This is a genomic window from Oceanobacillus aidingensis (assembly GCF_042654105.1).
Taxonomy (GTDB): Bacteria; Bacillota; Bacilli; order Bacillales; family Amphibacillaceae; genus Oceanobacillus; species Oceanobacillus oncorhynchi.
Genome location: NZ_JBHSFT010000045.1, coordinates 17,317 through 36,605, shown reverse-complemented (window position 1 = coordinate 36,605; position 19,289 = coordinate 17,317). Strand labels below are relative to the sequence as shown.

Genomic DNA, 19,289 nt, shown 5'->3' with positions numbered 1-19,289 from the left:
TAACTTATGAGAGAAGTGAAAAAGAGAGAGGCACTGACCAAAACACTCAAGCCGCATTGGGTCTGGGCGATTGCGTTAGGATCAGCCATTGGCTGGGGAGCCTTTGTGCAGCCAATCAATTGGATGTCCACCGCCGGACCGCTCGGAGTAATAATCGGCTTCTTTATCGGTGCCTTGCTCATGATTCTGATTGCCGTCAGCTATGGGTTTCTGATAAAAAGCTTTCCCGTTTCCGGAGGAGAATTCGCTTATGCCTATGTCAGTCTCGGCAGGACGCATGCTTTTATTTCCGGATGGTTTTTAACTTTAGGGTATATCTGCATCGTGGCACTGAATGCATCTGCATTTGCGCTGATGATTAAATTTATCTTTCCAAGATTGATTGAAAATATCCCGCTTTATCAGATTGCCGGCTGGGATGTCTATTTGACCGAAATTTTAGTAGCAGCCATTTTACTCGCTTTATTCGGATTTTTTAATATTAGAGGAACGACCCTGTCAGGAAGTATGCAATTCGTTTTTTGTATCGTTATGATTGCAGCTATTTTTATTCTGCTGCTTCTCGTCGGCATCCAGCCAAGTGCAGGTTTTTCTAATATTACACCAATGTTCCCGCCAGAAACAACAGCAATTGCTGCGATTATTTCCATTGTTGCCATTGCTCCATGGGCTTATGTCGGCTTTGACAATGTTCCGCAAGCTGCAGAGGAATTTGATTTCCCATCCCATAAAGCATTTCGTTTAATCGTCTTTGCTATTTTAGCTGCAGCTACATTATACAGTTTAATGATTATAGCAACCTCCATGATTCGCCCATGGGAAGGCGTTGTAGAAGAAAATCATATCTGGGGAACCGGATATATTGTTGAAGAGCTGCTCGGACCTTTAGGGTTAGCCATCCTTGCAGTCGCATTGACAATGGGAATTTTTACTGGGTTGAACGGCTTTATCATCTCATCCAGCCGCCTATTGTTCGCCATGTCCCGGGCAAAGATTATTCCGGAAGGCTTCTCCAAGCTTCATCCGAAATATAAAACGCCATACTGGGGCATCATTTTCGCAGTAATTGTTGCGATGTTGTCACCATGGTTCGGAAGAGAAGCATTGATGTGGGTAGTAGACATGTCCTCCATCGGTGTAACCATTGCTTATTTTTATACATGCTATGCAGCTTCTACCTTATTTAAAATGAAAAAGGATCACACCTTTAACGAGAAAAAACATATTGAAGCACCCCGGAAGAAAATTATTGCCATCCTAGGGATGATTGCCAGCATTATCTTCCTTGGACTGCTGCTGATTCCAGGCTCGCCGGCATTCTTAGGGGTAGAGTCCAGAATTGCTTTAGTTGCGTGGATTATTTTGGGGATTATCTTTTACTTGATTAAGCGTAAAGATTTCAAGAAGATTCCGGAGAAAGAATTGAACTATTATATTCTTGGGAAGGAAGAAATTGAGATTGAGAAGGATGAGTAAATAGATAGGAACGGAAAAAGGATTTTCAAATCATGAAGGTTTGAAAATCCTTTTTCCGTTCTTGTGTGATTAATTAAATTATTTACTTCTATTTTATACTAAGAATGGATCAACACCGATGTTATCGATTTGTATCGGTGACAGATGCGTACTCCGGCATATACCTAGAGACAAATCATGAAATACAGCATCTTCAGCAGAATAAAATACCTTGTTTTTTATATCAGCTTTTCCCAGTTCTATTGCTTGATCTAACTTTCCTACAAAGCTTCAGATGGAGCGGAAATCTGGTAATTCTTTGCCATACGGGCAGCACTCTCTGCTTCAATATATCCCCATACGTCATCAAGCGTTGGATGAGAGGTTGCTTTTAAGATACTCTTAATATCATTCGGGCTGAGATTCGGATTAGCTTCCAGCATAAGAGCAATAATCCCTGCACAAATTGGTGTTGCCATGGAGGTACCTGACAATTGAATATAACTTTCATCGATAACCATCTCTGGTAATTCCGATTCAATTGCCGAACCTGAAGCCAGCAAAGAAATAATGTTGGTGCCAGGGGCATAAACATCCGGTTTAACGAGCGTATCAATCGTAGGGCCTCTGCTAGAATACTCTGCAATTACGTCATCCGCACGCTCTAATGTGTTCTGATCATCTGTCGAACCTACTGTAATAATAAATGGATCGATTGCTGGTGTACTGATAGTTGCTGGACTAGGTCCGCTATTTCCAGCAGCAGCAACTACAACTATTCCTTCATGCCACGCAGCTTGAGCAGCTAGCGATAAAGGATCGTCCCGGAATGATTCATACGCCGGAGCCCCAAGCGAAAGCGAGATAATCTGGATATTATGCGCTTCTTTATGGTCGATACACCATTCCAATCCTTCAATTATGGTGGATAACCTTCCGCTTCCTTGTTCATCTAAAACCTTTATTCCAATGATAGAAGCTTCTGGTGCAGGGCCTGTATACTTTCCATTGGAGGCACTTCCATTTCCTGCAGCATCACCGGCGCAATGTGTCCCATGTCCATTATCATCATACGGATCACTTTCCCCATTTATAAAATCTTGAAAAGCTATAATTCGATTCGCAGGGTTAGTCAAGTCTTCATGCGGGTAAATACCTGTATCGATTATTGCCATCGTAACGCCTTTTCCAGTTAATCCAAGCTGTTCTCTTACTTTGGCAGCGCCTGTTTGCTCACTGGCAATATCCAAAAAGGAGGTTACAATCCGATCGTAAAAAATCCGATCTACTGCTTCATGGTCTTTAATTTGTTTGATTCTATCCGGTGTTAGATGTCCTTTTATAGCATTTATACTGTGGAGTTCTCTTCCTAGTTTATTATGGGAGTCAACGTTGCATACTTTTAAGAGGTCGTCTTTTTTTCCTTGCTCACAATTCTTTCTCAAATAAACGATAATGGGGATTTCATTGTTGTTGGTTTCTTGATTAGTTACTTTCCGAGAATTTCGTAATTGTTCCACTAAGCCAGGGTCAAGTTTACGTCCGGCATCTTCGAACCATACTTTTTTCCGATTGCTCATCTTACTCCTCCTCGTAAAATATTTATTTTGCATACATAGATTACCACTGAAAAATATAGAAAACAATCGGACAGGTTTACTATTTTTAGAAGATTTTAAATAAATATACAGTAGTTTTATTGTAAACTACCATTTAAATTTGTTAAAGCAAAACGGATTTATTGCCTAACATCGACTGTATATCATCTTCTTCTAAAATAACAGGATAACAAATACCAGCCCCCGATATTAAGGACTGGTATCCTTTTATGAAGTAGCCTTTTTTGTCTTTGCATCCCTTTTGGTAGTAGTCGTTTTCTTTTTCGGCTTCGTTGTTTTAGGCTTATCACTTTTAGCACGATCCAACGATTCCTGCAACGCATCCATTAAATTAACCACATTATCCGGCTTTTCTTTGGTGTCTTTACCAATTTCAACTTCTTCATTGTTTTTCTTGGCTTCGATTAATTCCATGAGTGCTGTTCGATAATTATCTTTATATTTTTTTGGTTCAAACTCAGTGGTCAATTGTTCTATAAGAAGCTTGGCAGTATCCAGCTCTTTTTTACCAACTGATTCTTGACTAGGAACATTGGGTACATCTCCAACTTCCCGAACCTCATCCGGGTAATGTATTGTTTCAACTACTATCGCAGTTTTATACACTCTGATTACAGCAAGCTGTTCTTTAGAGCGTATCATCATTTTTGCAATTCCAATCTTACCAGTATCTGTTAGCGCTTCTCTCAGCAATGCATATGCTTTTGAGCCGCCCTCACTAGGTGATAGGTAATAGCTCTTCTCAAAATAAACAGGATCAATTTCTTCCAATTGAACAAAATCAACAATCTCTACAGCTTTGTCTTCTTGCTCTTTCTTTAGTGCTTCTAATTCTTCGTCATCCAATATAACAAATTTATTTTTTGCGTATTCATACGCTTTTACAATATCCTCACTTTTTACATCTTTATCGCAATTTGGACAAGTCTTTTCATATTTAATAGGCATCTTACATTTCTTATGCAACTGCCGCAGTTTTATATCCTTATTTTCAGTAGCGGCATGCATTTTGACAGGGATATTGACCAAACCAAAACTGATTGTTCCTTTCCACATCGTATGCATTCCGTTCACTCCTTTTTGATTTATTTTGCTGATTTGTATGTTTTTTATACAAAGATATGAGGCATCCTATTTAAAAAGAGGTGATTATATATGGACTGGATGAAACCAATAGAAAGAACAGATATACCAGAGGGGGATGAATGGTTGTATGAGGTTAAATATGATGGGTTTCGCTGTGAACTAAGCTGGACTGATAAAAATATTATTTTAACTAGTAAGAATAACCTGGATATCTCTAATAAGTTTCCTGAAATTATTAACTGGTGCAATGATAATTACGATTACTTTAATAGCAAATTACCACTAAAAATAGATGGCGAACTTGTCATATTAAATCATCGCTACCAAGCTAATTTTGCAAAAATCCAAGCACGTGGCAGGACGAAAAGCATTGACCGTATTAAAAAACAAGCAAGTAATAGACCTGCAGCATTGATGGCATTTGACATCAAGGAAATAAGAGGCAAGAAACTTACCAACAATAATTTATCTTTACGGAAAGAAATTCTTCATCAATTATTAGAGCCGGTTTCCGATAACGAAGTTTTAAACTGTGTAGAAATATTTTCTTCTATGAAAGAAATCCAGAAAGTCATTTCAGCATCAAAGTGCGAAGGTATTGTTGCAAAACGAAAAGACAGCACTTATCAAAAAGGTAAAAACCACCATGATTGGTTTAAGATTAAAAATTGGAGAGTGGTTCAAGGCATTTTAACAGAGTATAACCCAAGTAATGGTTATTTTGCTGTGAACGTATTAGATAACGATAATTTAATACGTATCGGTACATGTAAACATGGCTTATCTAAAGAATCGTCTGAAACAGTACAAAAACTTTTTAAAGAGCAGGGGAAATTAGTCGAGGGGAGTTATCATCTACCTCCTGCAATAGCCAGCATGATCAATACACTGGATTTATATAAGGGAGAGTTGAGAGAACCTAATTTTAAGAGTATTAACCCCAACACTTCATATACTGAATGCACATTGGATAAATTACAGTTAGACATGGCTCAAATTCCAATCGAGACTTCTAACACGGATAAATACTTATGGCCAGATGTTTTTAAAAAGAAAGACCTCTTAGTTTATATCAGAGAAATATCACCTTGGATGCTTCCATTTTTAAAACAACGCGCTTTAACAATTATTCGCTGTCCCGATGGGATAAAAGAAAAATCGTTCTTTCAAAAAAGTATACCGAATTATGCACCGGACTTTTTATCATTTGATGCTGCTGATGATTTAATTGTGTGCAATCAGTTAGAAAGTTTAGTTTGGTTAGCGAACCATGGTTCCATCGAATACCATGTTCCTTTTCAACGAATTGGACAAGTAACACCCTTAGAAATTGTATTTGACCTTGACCCGCCTGATAAAGAACATTTTGTTTTAGCGGTAAAAGCAGCCAAGCTATTAAAGCAGATATTAGATGATTTAAATCTTGTATCTTTCGTGAAAACATCTGGAAACAAAGGGCTACAAATATATATTCCTATTCGAGAGGGGAGCATGACATACGACGAGACAGTTTTTTTTACCGAGACGGTAGCAAAAACATTAGAAAGAGCATTTCCAAACGATTTTACGACAGAACGATTAAAGAAAAAAAGAAAAGGACGTTTGTACATCGACTATATTCAACACGGTCAAGATAAAACATTGATTGCTCCTTATTCGCCAAGGATGACAAATGAGGGTACAGTTTCTATGCCTTTATATTGGCATGAAGTCCATAAGGGATTAGAACCAACAGCCTTTACAATTGGAAATGCAGTAGAACGTCTACAAGAGGTCGGATGTCCATTCGCTGGATATTTCGAAACGGGTAGCAAACAAAAGTTAGATAAAGTGTTGAAGATGGTTAAAAATTAAAAGCCTATTTCTGATTCCATTCTAACGCTATTTACGTTATCTGTTATAAGTAATAATCACAATTGCAGAGTTACGGACATAAAATGGTCCATGGGATATTTGGCAACTCCTTTGATAGATAGTAACTTAAAAATTAGATGCCCGATTTGCATAACGGGCGTCTTTTTTGTTTTCTTATCATATTTATACATTTGAATCCTTAGTAGAAGAATGAAGAACATTACTAGGAGAAATAAAATAGCCTGACACTGTCAAAGAACTGGTGACAGGCTATTGCCTAAATTTATATTTTCCCGAAAAATCCCTTTTGTATTATTACTGAATAGTTACATCTCATTTTTTTTGAGAAAGAATAAATTTTCATATCTCTTAATACTCAGAGCATAAGGCACCACATCGTTTGTTTTCTTTTACCTTTCTTTCTAATACTTAAAACTCGCTCCACGTTACTACTGTAAATATTTCACAAAAAATTTCGACGCAATGATTCAACTTCATCTGCCATGATTATAATAAAACGCAAGCTTCTTATTCAACAGATACGGGCGTAAATAAGCGACCATACTGCATAATGGTAAAACATCCTCGCTTAATTGGATGCCGAGCGTCTCTTTTATATACGCTTTTCTTTTCATCATCCGTTCCCAAAGTGCCGGATAATGATCTCTAAGCTCCTGTTTTAACACATCGTCCGCGATAGCTATCGTACTTTCCGCTGAAACACCGTCGTATCCAGCAACACGCGGGATAATATCTGTTTGAAAAATCATTCCGCTTTTGATAACTTCCTCTGAATCCTTATAGATTGGCGAAGCTAACCATTCTTCATCCGCCGTCAAATGTCCTGGACATAGTCCCCAGTGATATGCTTCCTGCGGCAAGACATGGTTCATTAGCTTATACATAGCCCCGCCCGGCATTCCAATTTGGATATTCTCCAGCCAAGCTGTAATTGCAGTATAGTATGGTGCTGCCAGATCCTCTATATAATGCTTTTTACTCTCCGGTAAATCCTCGCTGTTCATAACAGCATATCCTGCTCTGCTCGATAATCCGCCTTTATATCCTACAGTTAAAGAGATGGCATCTCCTAGTGTAACTTTTTTAGAAGTTGGATATAAATTACCGTTTTCGAATCGTTTACCCGTTGATGCAATCGTGACGACATTATTTTTTTGACCGTAGGCATGGAGTTCATTTCCTAATTCCATTTCAGAAATGCCAATCTCCAGCTTGTCTATCGCACGCAAGACACAATCTGCTGCCAGAGATGCCCCAAATTCATAATGGGCCATTTCATTCGCATTATTCACCCTGCGAACGCCACGATCCCCGCCAATGAAGATATCTGTATGGTTGGTGATAGAACCTTCCTTCCCGACCAGCTCCCGAACCGTATCTACAATAAAAGAAGGAACATCAAATAAAGTCCGGTTATCCTCTACCCGGCTGGTAAAATGCTTCCATCCAGCCATTCCAATTTTCATTGCATCCTTGATTCCGGCTTCCTGAAGAATACTTGACATCGTACGGTGAGGCTCCATCGGCTGATTAGGCAAGGAAAAATGTGGACAATGAATCCCTTTTGCTGGAATTCTCGAATATTGTACTTTATTATAGTTTTCATTTCCCAAGACCAGAAAAGCATCTCCATTAGCATGCAGGACTAATAAAGCCTCTTCAAATCTAGGTATAAATCCAACTAAATATTCAAAATTCCCGCCATGTTCCACATCCGCGTAAACCAGCAGCGCATCCAATCCATCGTGACGCATCTCATCTAATACCTTTTCTCTTCGTTGCTGCATCGTTGTATCATCCAGCAATATTGGAGTCCCTGTGCAATCTGGAGCAGGAGCATCCATTTCTATTAATTGTGCGTTTTTAGAATCATATTGTTTTTCCATTTAACTTGCCTCCAATGTATGCATGTTTTTATTTGATTGGGTTTATTGATCAGAGGAACATGCATTTATTCCAATCCTGTGCATTACCTTATTTCTTAGCAATGTGTAATATCATTCTTGCTCTTTCTAAATGTCATCAATAGGAAACATGGGGCGCATAATGCGCTTGAATGGAAGTTTTGCTGTATCCTGCAGCGTTGCCCCCTGCGTTAATGACATGATATTTAATTTCCCCTCTTTTTTTAATTCCGGGAAAATATATCCCTGTTTAACAATGATAATATCATAGTCTCTATAATCGAGACCAGCCGCATGAAACTGCTCAATTTCAACAAACGGATGGTTGTTTCCTGAAACAACGATATCTATCGGTTTATCCTTGACTCTGACGGTTATACAATCACCAAAGTTCCCCTCTCTCACATAAGCATAACCAGCTAAATATCCTTTCGCTTTAATAACAACATCTAAATTTACATTTGCGGATAATTCGTCTATATTCATTCCCAAAGAAATGCTTGTTTCTTCCCCCGCTTCATAGCTTTTCAGCTTATCTAAGGTTTCTGCGTCATGAATACTGGCAAATAAAAACCGTTTGTTATGACCTTCATCAAGATGTAATACCTGACGTAAAATAAAGGTATTGCTCCCTACCGACCCCGATGTTACATTATCTCCTGAATCCGTAATGAACACAGGCTTTCCTTCGCACGCTAATGCCATTTTCATTGCTTCCTCCGGCTGTGCAGTTAAGCCAGTATAATGGAATTCATAACGTTTATTCCATATATATTCCGCTAACTGATCCGCAATTTGATCTGCATATTCCTGATTAGCTTCTGTTGAAGGAATAACAACAATTCCGCACCCTGCAACATCACAGTCATGACGAATATACCCAACATGCCAGGAACAGCTTAATATTCTTGGATCTGCTTCTAATTCATCCATATATTGATTCATCGATTTTACTGGTTCATCTGCGGAGACGCTTTGTTCTCCGCCTAAAATCATTGATAATTTACGATATACTGGAGTAATATTTTGACGTTGCTCCAACAAATCAACGAGCTTTTCACAAATAAATTCTATTGTTTCTTTAATATCTGTATGTGGAGATTCGCGATAACTGCGAATCAGTGTGGTACTTTCTACATATGCTTTAGACAGGTTACCATGCGGATCACTTACTACCGCAATTGGCAAATAAGGGCCTGTCAGCTTGCGAATCATCTTCATAATATGATGATCCCCAGATCCGCCTTTCAAATCTTCTACTTCACTCGCCCCGTGTAAATGAAGAAAAATCCCATCAATTTCATGAATATGCTTTTTAATATCTTCCAAGATTCTCTTTTCAATATAATCAAATGCCGTTTTTTCTAAAACGCCGCCAGCTGATGCATCGGCATAAATGGAAGGAATTATCTCCACACCTTTTTTAGCAAACACATCTTTACATTTCATTTCCCGAATGCAATCCTCTCCAAATAAGAGATCAAAATCCTCCAAATTACTTTTATACGGAATATTGGCATTCGATTCAAGAATAAATCGTGCAATCAAAACTTTCATCGATTTCACCTCATCAACTTTTGTTTTAAAAAATATATCCGTTCCTTCCAGCCTTTCAAGGCCCGGATATATTCAGTAAATCTTTTTATCTCCAATGAAAAATCTTTATTTTATTCAGCCTTCTCTGTTGATTTCGTTCTTGAAATAATAATCCTGCAGGAAATATAGGAGACAACCACCCCAACAATTCCTACGATTGCCGCTAAAAATAAATTCCCTAATCCTCCTTGATTATCAATGAAGAACATCGCAGTAAATAACCCTGGGGTTCCACCCATAATATAGCTTTTCAATCCAAATATACCAGCAACCAAACCAGCACTTGCAGCTCCAATTGCAGTGCCTATTAATATTTTAGGCCGCGTAATCAAAGCACCATAGAAAGCCGGTTCTGTAACCCCGCAAAGCGCGGTTACACCAGAAGAAACAATCATACCCTTCTTCGCTTTATCATTTTTTATGGAAGTAGCTGCTGCTAAAGCACTTCCGCCAATGCACAGGTTGGAGATGAACCCCATAACCATAATGGCAGGGTCATATCCAATCGTTGCAACACTGTTAAACCCGATTGGCATAATCGCTTTATCTAATCCAAACATAACCATATAAGGATAAGCCACAGCGAATACCGGCATCGCCAGTCCGCCGATTGTGCTCATTAACGTTGTAATCCCTGAACCTACATAGTCACTTAAAAGGGTTCCGATAGGTCCTAACACGATTAATGTTATTGGTACAACAATAATCATCGTTAATAGCGGTTTCAAAAAATAGATGACGATTTCAGGAATAACCTTCTTAAAGAATTTGTCCACGAAATACATAAGCCCAACACCAAGCATAACTGGTAATACGCTGGTGCTATAGTCCACAGCTGGAATTCCGATTCCTAAAAAACTTAGCCCTTCTTGACCGCTAATATTCGAGCTGACAAGCAACGCTCCCAATACTGCTCCCAAAATAGGTTCCATTTTTAAACGTCTCGCCATTGTAAATCCTAGATAAACTGGTAAGAAGGTAAATGCTGCATTGAAAATAGCATCGATAATGACTGCAGTGCCAGATTCCATGTCTAAACCAAAATAGTTGATTAATAGATTTTTAACGGCAAGAATGATTCCGCCAGCAATCAGTGCTGGAACAATAGGCATAAATACGGCAGCCATAAAATTACCAAATTTGTTTAAATAGTTCATAAAACTCATTTTTTGCGGTTCTTCCACTTCTTTTGCAGAGCCTGCTTCGTTATTTTGCCCCTCTTTCCACCCCGACACCTCTAAAAAATCGTTGTATGCTTCATTAACATTAGGCCCGATGATAATCTGCACTTGGCCGGCTTTCTTAATGACACCTAACGTATTTTCAATCCCTTTTAATGCTTCCTCGTTTATCAGTTTCTCGTTATTATAATGTAAACGAAGTCTAGTGGCGCAGTGTTCAACATAATTTAAATTATCTACACCGCCAACGTGCTCCAATACTTGTTTTGACATCTCAACATATTTCATTTTTTATTCCCTCCATTTCTGCCTGCTTATTAATAAAACAAAACTTCACTCAGCGGGAGTTTTACGGACGATTCTCCGCGATAAATCCAACAATGTGGTACTAAAACAAAATTTAAGTTCTATTGACGTCTGAAACAAATTAATATGTTAACATTTTCACAATCAAACCTTTTATAAATAAAATCGATTCTTCTGGCTGTGCAGCTATTTTAGGTTAAGATGGGAATTCGATAGCGGAGCAGCCAAACCCATAACATCGATTCCCTTGTTGACTTTTACCTGTCTATAAAATACCGCTTACATAGTTAAGCACATCTAAGTCGGCTTTATAATCACCATACGATTTATCAAGGACAACAATTTTATTTCTGTTATTTTTATTTATTTCACTATATAGACTATACCATTCCGTTTGAAAAAGAGCTTAAGCGGACACGAATCATCACACTAGAAACAAATGGACAGGTTTTACCCTTTCACTTTCATGCCCGCCAAACTCTATTTCTTTCCATCATCCATCAGCAAACAAATAACTGTTTTAGATATCTCTGTTTTCCGCAATTAGATTTTTATACCAATAGTAGCTTGCTTTCGGTATCCGCTTCGTATCATTCTCAAAATCGATTCGGACAAGCCCATATCTTTTTTCATAGCCGTTGATCCAGCTGTATAAATCCATCGTGGACCACATATAGTAACCCTGTACATTCACGCCTTCTTCACGCGCTTTTAACATGTAATGAATAAAATCTCCACATAGCTCGATTCTGTTATCATCATTTACATATCCATTCTCATCAGGTGTTTCATATTGTCCGTGTCCATTTTCCGCAATATATACTAAAATATCCCCGTACTTTTCTTTGATTTCCATCAAAGCATTATACATACATTTAGGATAAACTTCTCTTCCCCAGAGGTTTCTTTTAACATGAGGATCAAAGGAGCTTTCAAAGACATGTTTAATGCGTATCCCTTCTTTTGAATTAGACCCTTTCCCTCTGTTATTATGGAACACTTCTGTTTCACCTTCAGAATAATCGGTTACATATTGACGGTTATAGACGTTCAAGCCAATATAATCCACTTTACCTTTCGCAAAATTAGGAACGTCCTCTTGATAGACGAAGCTTGGGTCAACTCCCCAATCCTGAAGCACTTCACCTAACTCTTCTGGAAGCTTCCCAAATACACTTGTATCCAGAACCATGCGATTATAAAAAACATCAGCTCTTAACCTTACTGCATCTTTTTCTTTTGTTGCAGGATCCAATTCAACATTCCCGTTATCATGAACAATACCGATTCGGCCATCCATGCCTAATTTCCGGTAAGTATCAACGACCTTGGCACTGCCTAACATCAGATTGTAGAGAATATTCCAGAAACGATTAAAATCCAGCTTGTAGTTTGGCGGGTAGTTACCGACCACATAACTGCAATAAGCATAATACCTTGGTTCATTTACCGTAGACCAAATCTTCACCCGATCTCCGAAATTTTCAAAACAAACTTTCGCGTACGCATCAAAGGCATCGATAATTTCTCTATTTTCCCAACCGCCAATTTGAGACAATTCATATGGCAAATCATAGTGAAACAACGTCGCATTCGGAGTAATCCCTTTTTCCAGGCAATAATCAATGACATGATTATAAAAATCAATTCCTTTTTGGTTTACTTCGCCAACACCTTGTGGAATAATTCTCGCCCATGAGATAGAAAATCGATAGGTATTTTGGTTACCCGCTGCCATCAGGTCGATATCTTCTTTATATTTGTGATAAAAATCAGAAGCAATATCACCATCTACCTGATTAATATTTAAAGAACTGTTGTGGTTAAAGACATCCCATTCACCCAGACCTTTTCCATCTTCATCCCAGGCTCCTTCACATTGATATGCTGCTGTAGCAGAACCCCATAGAAACTTGTCATGTACTTGTTTCATTTAAATACCTCCCTGCAATAATGATGAATAACCTTCATCTAAATCCAATGTTAGCACTTTCAAAAAAACGAAGTGGTTCAGAATTTGAACCATCGTAAAATTGCCATGGTTACCGATATGGAAAACAAAAAGCCCGCTCCATAGAGCAAGGCTTTGACATGATATCCTTTTTATCCAGCAATTTAAACAAGCTATAAATGTGCTAAACGGATTTACTAAGTTTTTTTTATGAAGGCTTTTGAAAATAAACAGCATAGTCAAGTATACAATGACAAATACTGCATCGATAATAAATCAAGAATATAAGTAATCCCGTACTTTCCATAAATCCCTAAATAATCAGCTGAGAAACCATCCTTGCTAATATAAAAAGTTTTATCATAGCTATTCTTCAGTTTCTCCGCTTTATTTCCCGTTATTAGAAATTTATGTCCTTTTAAACTCTGAACAAATTCTAATGACAACTCCGCAAATTTACCAGATGCAGAGATGGTAATAATGACATCTTCTTCATGAAGTAATTTCAGAATTTCATTCGTGGTGAATGACCCAGAAATAACATGAATCACTTTTGAGGCAAACATCAGCTCTTGTTGAAATCTTAATGCATTTCCACTCGTATTGTTTGCACACAGAATCACTACATTTACATCCTGATTGATTAACTCACAAAGATAATTGATATCCTCGTCTGTTATTTGTTCGTCAATGTCAGTAATCATTTCATCAACTAGATTTTTTATATGAATGCGATAGTCAGGCTCTGCTTTTATGTCCCGATGTCTTAAATCACTGGGAAAAACAAGCTTGGAAATGGAGTTCTTCAATGAACTGAAATTATCATATCCTAACCTTAAACAAAACCTTCTCACTGCAGATCTGGATGTAAAACATTCCTCCGTCATTTCCCATATGCTGACGGAAGAAATACGATATAAGTTATTCAAAATAAAATGAGCCAATGTATAATCGGTATTTTCTGGATTTTCTGAGTTGATGATGAAAGACAAGGAATTTAATAAACCTAAATTATTTATTTTCATTTTATTCACCGTCACTTACCATATAATAATGTTACTGTTCTTGTTATTGAAAATAATATACTGGAGTTTAATATAGTTATTAACATACCCAAAGAATTTAAAATATGTTCTTATTTCTATAAATTCTATTATACGGGGTGGAATCCGAAATTTGAAAATAAAAAGAGATTTCGTTACTAAATTAAGAACTATATTGACTTTTTATCTGCTCCCATTACACTAAAAAACCTGGAACAACACATATCAATTCAAGATATTGTTCCAGGTTTTTTTATTTATTCTATACCATTCAAAAGATTTTTTCTTCACTCTTTTCCAGAGGCCATTTCTATCGGCATCAAAATTATTATTATGGAAGATTTATTTGGGTTTGTTAAAAAGCACAAATAAGCTAGATAGTTATTACTTTATTAATAAACTGATAGTTTATTTTATACTCTCTATAAAATCTCTAAGGAGTTTTTATTTATTAATTGTCGCCTTAAGTTTATAATTCGGTACACTCCAACCCTATCAATTATTACTTCCATCAACGAAATCTATTACTTTCTATCCCCATCATTTTCCACCCCTCTATTCATCTCCCATCTTTCCCTTCCTCCGCTCCATCCCAAACTTAATCCATCCATAAATCACCGCAACCGCTCCAAAATAACAAACACCAATAGATAAATAAGCTAAAATCTCCCAAAATATCATGTGTGATTCTCCTCCTTTATCCCTCAGGATCAAGATCCTCTTGCATAAATGCGCGAGTTGGCTGTTTATTCTTCGTCAATTGATGTGCAATAAAGAATGTAAACAGGTTTATGCAGATTCCAACAATTAATGTAGGGATTTGGAATGGTTCGTTAAGGCCGTAATTCCATAGGAGAGAAGAGATAATCCCCGCCAGGATAGCTGGTATCGCAGCGTATGGCGATACTTTCCTGTCTCTCGCTTTCCCCCATAATAATGCAATAATAATAACGGGAACAATGGACGGCGCCCAAAGATCAAAAATGAATACCATTAAGTCGAAAACATTTGGAATTAAAAGGGCAACAAGAATTCCGCCAATTCCTACGATAAGTGTGGAACATTTGGCAAGGTTAAGCATTTGCTTATCTGTTGCTTTCGGATTAATAAATTCTTGATAGATATCCCTCGTGAAGATGGTGGAAGCAGTATTTAAGATAGAATCTCCAGTGGACATAACGGCTGCAATAAGCCCTCCGAAAATCAATCCGACAGCGCCGGTTGGCATATGCTCTAAAATTAATGTGGTAAATACAAGATCCGGATCGGTGCCTGGAAGAAGAACAACACCCGCTAGTCCGATAAAAACGACAGCAGTTGTCATGAAAAAGTAAAAGATGCCAAGGTAGGTCACCGAGCGCTTACTATCTAATGCATTTCTGGATGAAACATACCTCTGAATGTAAAAAGGAGCTAATGCTTCCCCCAGTAAGAAGGTTAAGAAGAAAGCAATCATGGCAGCAACGGTCCAGCCGCCGGTAAAATCTAAAATGCCGGCATCGATGGCGCTGACTTTTTCAACGATGGCTGGTACGCCGCCGATATTATTTAGTGCCAATGTCAATGTTGTTGCAACGCCGACGGTTAAGATAATAAATTGAATGGCATCCGTATAAATAACGGCCAGCATGCCGCCTCCCCAAGTGTAAATTACCGTAATAACAGAACCCAAAATAGTCATTGGAATATAATCGAATCCCGTCAAGGTTTCCAGAATTCTTCCCATTGCCAGCACCTGTACCCCAAACATTCCTACGCTATATAAGAAAGAAAAGATACCGGACACCAACTTCCCAGAGCGCCCATAGAAATATCCAAAAACATCTCCTACGGTGTAGACATTCCCCAGATTTCTAACCCGTGGCGCGACAAATTGTCCGATTAAAATTTGGCTGAAAACAACACCAAAAACGGCAAGAAAGATAACCACACCAGTCTCGTAAACGAACGCCACCCTGCCAATCGTTGCTCCGCCGCCGGCTAGTGTTGCTGCAAGCGTCGCAAAAATAAGAGCCATTGGCATGGAACGGCCGGCAACGGTATAGTCTTTAAAACCGGAAATTCTTCTCATGGAATAGTAACCAATGTATAAGACGAGCGCTAAATAAAATAATACGATAATAACATCAAAGGTATTTACTGGCATATATCTTCCCCCTCATTTTATGATTTTTCAAATCGTGCTGGTGAGAAAGCTTCTATATTCAAGTCTGTTTGTCCGGTTAGGATGATTTCGGAAATCATTTTCCCGCTTACGGGTGCCATAGCCAAGCCTACCATGGCATGGCCGGTACAAATATACATATTATCCAGATGAGGGATCGCCCCAATAACCGGCATGCCATCAGGAGTCATTGGTCTCATCCCTCCCCATTCTTCCTCGGTATCTCCCTTGATTTCTTCCTTTAGATAGTGAGATGCGGCAGAACGAATCCCTTCCACACGTTTCTTATCGATTTTTACATTTTTTCCGGACAGCTCCATGGTTCCGCCGATACGGATAGCATGGTCAAATGGAGTGATTCCTCCCTTTAAATCACCGAGATAAAGGGGATGATCGATTTCTGTTTTAGGATTCGTGATTGTAATACTGTAGCCTTTCCCTGCAGTCAGCGGCAGCTTATAATTCAGCTTTTTTCCTATATCATCAGACCACGCTCCGGCGGCCAGCAGGAACGCATCCGCTTCAAAAACTTCCTGCTTGGTCTTTACCGAAGTAATCTGATTCTCCTGCTTTTCAATATCGATAACCTCTGTATTTGCATACAGCTTAACTCCCAATGCTTTTAATTTTTCCACCATCCCTTTGGAAAAGGATTCCGGGCGAATATGGTATTGATTCTCTAAAAAAATGCCGCCCTTTACATCATCAGAAAGTGCAGGCTCTAATGCTTTAACCTCCTGCTGATTTTTGTACTCCGGCTTTTGATGTCCATACTGATGCGAGACAGCTTTCAGGCGCTCTAATTTCTTCTTAAGGTTCGCCTCATGGAGAAATACAAACAGCATTCCTTTTTTATGCAATTCGAAATCAACGCCATCCTTTTGAATCTCATTAAATAGAGATAAGGTATGCTTGCTCGTCGTTAATAAAGCCTCTTCCCCTTTTTTAAAAGCTGCTTCATTGCAGTGTTTCATAAATTGCGTCAGCCAGCCGGACAGCTGCGGCATGGCAGAAGGTTTGATATAAAGCGGGCTGTCTTTTTTCATTAGCATTTGGATGGATTCCGTTACCAGCCCGGGCGTTGGCACCGGCTCATGAATAGCCGGGCAGACCCACCCTTGATTTCCTCTGGAACACGCCATGCCAAATTCTCCCTTTTCAATAATCGTCACGTCTGCTCCGGATTTTCTTAAAAAATAGGCACTGGTAAGGCCGATAACGCCTCCGCCAATTATGATTACTTTTTTCAAGATAAGGACTCCTTTGTTAAGCATTTGTGAAACAGTAAGATTAATCAGTAATTATTAAATTTTTCGTTAATTAAACAGATGCTTTATTCGATGGATTGTTCTATCTCGAATTATTGCCTGGCAACACATAAAGCTTGTTGTCTGACAGGCTTAGTTAGCACCCTCTTAATATTTTACAATTTTCTAATTTCTATTATACAAGTTTAGACAGAATATTGCTTTATTGTGTTTTGATTTATTTAATATATGGCAGTAATATCAACTTCTAATAAATAGGTTAATCTTTAGCTTATCATTAAAAACTCTTGCTTTTCCCTCAACAGCAGCACAACCTATTAGCCTTATCAACCACCTTATCCAAAATATAGCACATTCCAAAGCATCCCACATAAGCTACAACAATCTCATTTACATTCTTAACTAATCATGTTTCTATCATTCACACATCCTATGACCGCATTCCCTATCAAAACACCTTTACACTTATTCAATAATAGATAATATTCTTTATTTTTATAATTTTAGGAGGATTTGCATTCATTCCTAGCGAATTTGATAGTATAACAAAATGGGAGGGGTATCTATGAAAAAGATAAGCAAAAAGCTTTTAATGTTCAGTCTTGCCGGGGCATTTGTTGTGGGAGGATCAATCCTTACTTCACCGGCTGTCCATGCAGTAGGAAACGGGCCAAATTACAATGGCAATGAAACGGTTAATACTTCCATTCTTACTACCTACGATGAAATGGTTGATTATCTTAAGAAACAGGACTCAAAACAAAGTCAAATGGAATTGGAAGTGATTGGCCAATCTATGAAAGGTCGCGATCTATATCTTGTTAAATATATCTCCAACCCTGAAAACCCAACGATTCTTTTTTTAACACAACAGCATGGTAACGAGCAATTGACAACAGAAGGGACGCTTGAGTTCATTAAACACCTGGGAACCGGTAAAACAAAAGGTGTGCTAGATAATGTGAATGTGTTGATTGTTCCGATGTTGAACCCTGATGGAGCAATGGGAGATGTAGATTTTGATTTAGATGATTATATTGCTAGCGGAGATCGTCATCTAACAAGATACAATGCAGCAGGCGAGGATTTAAATCGTGATCATGTGAATAAAGTTTTCCCGGAAACACAAGCCCTGCATAATAATGTATTACGTGCTTACGATATTGATTATATGATAGACCTTCATCATCAGGGAGCTAATAGTGAACGTGATGGAGAGCTAGTGTCTGGTTCCATCCTTTATCCGACTACGGAAAATGCAGACCCCGAAGTTGTTCATAAATCCAAACAATTAGGTGCTGTGGTGTTTGATAAAATAGATTCAACTGGTTGGGGACATCTTGGTAAATATAATGGCGGTTCTGCCGAGACAATTTCCCGAAATGGAATTTCTGTCGAATACGGAATCTCTACCCTGTTATTTGAAATGCGCGGCATGTCGGATCATTCCAATGAATCCGCCATTTTAGGGCAAAAAAGTAATGGCTATTTAATAAAACAAACAGTGAATACGTTGGATGCTGCGGTTAGGGCCATTTCAGATGGATCTATCAACAATAAAGATGTATCTTTTTGGGATACTTTACCAACACAATCTACTAGGACAACGGAGTAAATAGTTATTTCCTCATCAATTATGATAACTCGTACTATACCTTGAACTTCTCTAGGCAGTTTTAGAAAACGGAGCATTTAAGGGATTCTAAGAAAGCGATTATTACTTTCTTAGAATCCCTTTACTTTGGTGTGGAATCTTTAACTTTCTATTAAAAAGAAAAGCACCTTCTCCGTTTGGATTTTGGCGCATTCTATCTGCGTGTTGAATTCCAGTCTAGCTTTTT

At 38.2% G+C, this 19,289-nt stretch carries 13 protein-coding genes; 3 read left to right on the top strand and 10 right to left on the bottom strand.

Annotated elements, in window-relative coordinates; genetic code table 11:
- Nucleotides 1–15: 15 nt before the first annotated feature.
- Nucleotides 16–1,476: an APC family permease gene (locus ACFO3P_RS16740; protein ID WP_289585077.1), complete on the top strand. Its 1,461-nt coding sequence runs from the start codon at nt 16–18 to the stop codon at nt 1,474–1,476.
- Nucleotides 1,477–1,736: 260 nt separating this feature from the next.
- Here the strand turns inward: ACFO3P_RS16740 and ACFO3P_RS16735 are convergent, their stop codons facing one another.
- Nucleotides 1,737–3,035, bottom strand: a complete 1,299-nt coding sequence (locus tag ACFO3P_RS16735) for a S8 family peptidase (RefSeq protein ID WP_289585056.1) — start codon at nt 3,033–3,035, stop codon at nt 1,737–1,739.
- Between the two features lie 246 nt (nt 3,036–3,281).
- Nucleotides 3,282–4,139, bottom strand: a complete 858-nt coding sequence (gene ku / locus ACFO3P_RS16730; RefSeq protein ID WP_042529734.1) for a non-homologous end joining protein Ku — start codon at nt 4,137–4,139, stop codon at nt 3,282–3,284.
- Nucleotides 4,140–4,229: 90 nt separating this feature from the next.
- On the opposite strand from ku, the gene ACFO3P_RS16725 reads away from it, so the two are divergent.
- Nucleotides 4,230–6,014 (top strand): DNA ligase D, encoded by a 1,785-nt coding sequence (locus ACFO3P_RS16725; RefSeq protein WP_379542547.1) that lies wholly within the window; start codon nt 4,230–4,232, stop codon nt 6,012–6,014.
- 494 nt (nt 6,015–6,508) lie between these two features.
- Here the strand turns inward: ACFO3P_RS16725 and ACFO3P_RS16720 are convergent, their stop codons facing one another.
- From ACFO3P_RS16720 to ACFO3P_RS16685, 8 genes are all read right to left on the bottom strand, one after another.
- The gene (locus ACFO3P_RS16720) at nt 6,509–7,921 is read right to left on the bottom strand and encodes a M24 family metallopeptidase (protein ID WP_379542546.1); all 1,413 of its coding nucleotides are present in this window, start codon (nt 7,919–7,921) and stop codon (nt 6,509–6,511) included.
- 126 nt (nt 7,922–8,047) lie between these two features.
- The gene (locus tag ACFO3P_RS16715) at nt 8,048–9,496 is read right to left on the bottom strand and encodes a M81 family metallopeptidase (protein ID WP_379542545.1); all 1,449 of its coding nucleotides are present in this window, start codon (nt 9,494–9,496) and stop codon (nt 8,048–8,050) included.
- 110 nt (nt 9,497–9,606) lie between these two features.
- Nucleotides 9,607–11,004 (bottom strand): PTS transporter subunit EIIC, encoded by a 1,398-nt coding sequence (locus tag ACFO3P_RS16710; protein ID WP_212928968.1) that lies wholly within the window; start codon nt 11,002–11,004, stop codon nt 9,607–9,609.
- 538 nt (nt 11,005–11,542) lie between these two features.
- On the bottom strand, nt 11,543–12,955 hold the full coding sequence (locus ACFO3P_RS16705; RefSeq protein ID WP_212928969.1) for a glycoside hydrolase family 1 protein: 1,413 nt from the start codon (nt 12,953–12,955) through the stop codon (nt 11,543–11,545).
- Between the two features lie 257 nt (nt 12,956–13,212).
- Nucleotides 13,213–13,998 carry a MurR/RpiR family transcriptional regulator gene (locus ACFO3P_RS16700; RefSeq protein ID WP_193064616.1) on the bottom strand — a complete coding sequence of 262 codons (786 nt, stop codon included), beginning with the start codon at nt 13,996–13,998 and terminating at the stop codon, nt 13,213–13,215.
- Between the two features lie 573 nt (nt 13,999–14,571).
- A complete protein-coding gene (locus ACFO3P_RS16695) occupies nt 14,572–14,697 on the bottom strand; it encodes a hypothetical protein (RefSeq protein WP_289585051.1) in 126 nt (41 codons plus the stop codon).
- A 16-nt stretch (nt 14,698–14,713) separates the two neighbouring features.
- The gene (locus ACFO3P_RS16690) at nt 14,714–16,162 is read right to left on the bottom strand and encodes a sodium:solute symporter family protein (protein ID WP_289585050.1); all 1,449 of its coding nucleotides are present in this window, start codon (nt 16,160–16,162) and stop codon (nt 14,714–14,716) included.
- A gap of 17 nt (nt 16,163–16,179) precedes the next feature.
- Nucleotides 16,180–17,430, bottom strand: coding sequence for an NAD(P)/FAD-dependent oxidoreductase (locus tag ACFO3P_RS16685; protein WP_379542544.1), 1,251 nt, complete (start codon nt 17,428–17,430; stop codon nt 16,180–16,182).
- A gap of 583 nt (nt 17,431–18,013) precedes the next feature.
- Between ACFO3P_RS16685 and ACFO3P_RS16680 the strand changes: the two genes are divergently transcribed.
- Complete coding sequence (locus tag ACFO3P_RS16680) at nt 18,014–19,063, top strand: M14 family zinc carboxypeptidase (RefSeq protein ID WP_379542542.1); 1,050 nt, start codon at nt 18,014–18,016, stop codon at nt 19,061–19,063.
- Nucleotides 19,064–19,289: the final 226 nt, after the last annotated feature.

Coding starts and splice junctions, on each gene's coding strand:
- ACFO3P_RS16735 (WP_289585056.1), bottom strand. CDS start 3,035: ATGAGCAATCGGAAAAAAGTATGGTTCGAAGATGCCGGACGTAAACTT.
- ku (WP_042529734.1), bottom strand. CDS start 4,139: ATGCATACGATGTGGAAAGGAACAATCAGTTTTGGTTTGGTCAATATC.
- ACFO3P_RS16725 (WP_379542547.1), top strand. CDS start 4,230: ATGGACTGGATGAAACCAATAGAAAGAACAGATATACCAGAGGGGGAT.
- ACFO3P_RS16720 (WP_379542546.1), bottom strand. CDS start 7,921: ATGGAAAAACAATATGATTCTAAAAACGCACAATTAATAGAAATGGAT.
- ACFO3P_RS16715 (WP_379542545.1), bottom strand. CDS start 9,496: ATGAAAGTTTTGATTGCACGATTTATTCTTGAATCGAATGCCAATATT.
- ACFO3P_RS16710 (WP_212928968.1), bottom strand. CDS start 11,004: ATGAAATATGTTGAGATGTCAAAACAAGTATTGGAGCACGTTGGCGGT.
- ACFO3P_RS16705 (WP_212928969.1), bottom strand. CDS start 12,955: ATGAAACAAGTACATGACAAGTTTCTATGGGGTTCTGCTACAGCAGCA.
- ACFO3P_RS16700 (WP_193064616.1), bottom strand. CDS start 13,998: ATGAAAATAAATAATTTAGGTTTATTAAATTCCTTGTCTTTCATCATC.
- ACFO3P_RS16695 (WP_289585051.1), bottom strand. CDS start 14,697: ATGATATTTTGGGAGATTTTAGCTTATTTATCTATTGGTGTTTGTTAT.
- ACFO3P_RS16690 (WP_289585050.1), bottom strand. CDS start 16,162: ATGCCAGTAAATACCTTTGATGTTATTATCGTATTATTTTATTTAGCG.
- ACFO3P_RS16680 (WP_379542542.1), top strand. CDS start 18,014: ATGAAAAAGATAAGCAAAAAGCTTTTAATGTTCAGTCTTGCCGGGGCA.